The following is a 1270-nucleotide window of genomic DNA, read 5'->3' as shown; positions in this document are numbered from 1 at the left end:
CGGCGCGGTGGCCTTCGCGCTCGTGCGCGCGGCGCGCACCGGCCTGGGCCCGGGCATCGGCGGCGGCTCGGCGCGCAGCTACTTCCTGGTGCTGGAGGAGGGCGGCGAGGCCACGCGCGCGATCTGCGTGCTGCCACGCGGCACCGAATCCGGCACCGAGGTCGCACTCCCCGAGCGCCGCTTCGCGCTGCGCCTCGGCCAGGCGGTGCGCTTCCACCTCGTCTCCTCCACCAGCGACAGCGCGTGGCAGGCGGGCGAGCTGGTCGAGCTCGGCGCCGACGACTTCATCCACCTGCCCCCGCTCGCCGCCCGCCTTCCCGCCACCGCCGCCGGCCGCCGCGAGAACGTCGCCGTGCGCCTGGTCGCCAGCCTGACCGAGGTCGGCACGCTGGAGATGCAGTGCGTGGCGATCGACGACATGCAGCGCTGGCAGCTCGCCTTCCAGGTGCGCGCCGAGGCCGACGCGCCCGCCAGCGAGGCCGCGGCCGGCGCCCATCCGCGCCTCGCCCAGGCCGTCGCCCTCATCGACGAGGTCTTCGGCGGGCAGGCGCGCGAGCTCGACGCCAAGGCGGTGCGCCAGCTGCGCGCCCGCCTCGAGCGCGTGCTCGGGCGCCGCGACGACTGGGACATGACGCTGCTGCGCGGGCTCTTCGACGCCCTGCTCGAGCGCGCGCGCCGGCGCCGGCGCTCGGCCGAGCACGAGCGCGTGTGGCTCAACCTCGCCGGCTACTGCCTGCGCCCCGGCCTCGGCGCGGCGCTCGACGACTGGCGCATCGACCAGCTGTGGGCGCTGTTCGGCCAGGGCCTGCAGTACGTGCGCGAGGGCAACAACTGGAGCGAGTGGTGGACGCTGTGGCGGCGCTGCGCCGGCGGCCTCGACGAGGCCCGCCAGCTGCAGGTCCTGGAGGTGCTGGCCGGGCACCTGGAGGACACCGACGCCGCCCGCCGCCGCGGCGATCCGGTGCAGGGCAGCTACGACGACATGGTGCGCCTGGCCGCCGCGCTCGAGCGCGTGCCGGCGATGCACCGCATCGAGGTCGGCAAGTGGCTGCTCGAGCGCCTCTACCGCCCCGCCGAGAAGGCGCACACCTGGTGGGCACTCGGCCGCGTCGGCGCGCGCGAGTCGCTGTACGGCAGCGCGCACACCGTGGTGCCGCCGGAGACCGCCGCCGAGTGGCTGCAGGCCGTGCTCGCGCTCGACTGGAAGGCGGTCGAGCCCGCCCCATTCGCCGCCGCCCAGCTCGCCCGCCTCACCGGCGACGGCTCGCGC

The 1270-nt window shown here is 76.8% G+C and carries 1 pseudogene; it reads left to right on the top strand.

The window, feature by feature from the left end:
• A pseudogene (locus C667_RS23070) lies at window positions 1-1270 on the top strand (Hsp70 family protein); the annotation flags it as partial.

Origin of the sequence: Thauera phenylacetica B4P, from assembly GCF_000310225.1 — a bacterium.
GTDB lineage: Bacteria > Pseudomonadota > Gammaproteobacteria > Burkholderiales > Rhodocyclaceae > Thauera > Thauera phenylacetica.
Note: the sequence above shows the minus strand (reverse complement) of the source record. Positions and strands in the feature narration are given on the sequence as shown.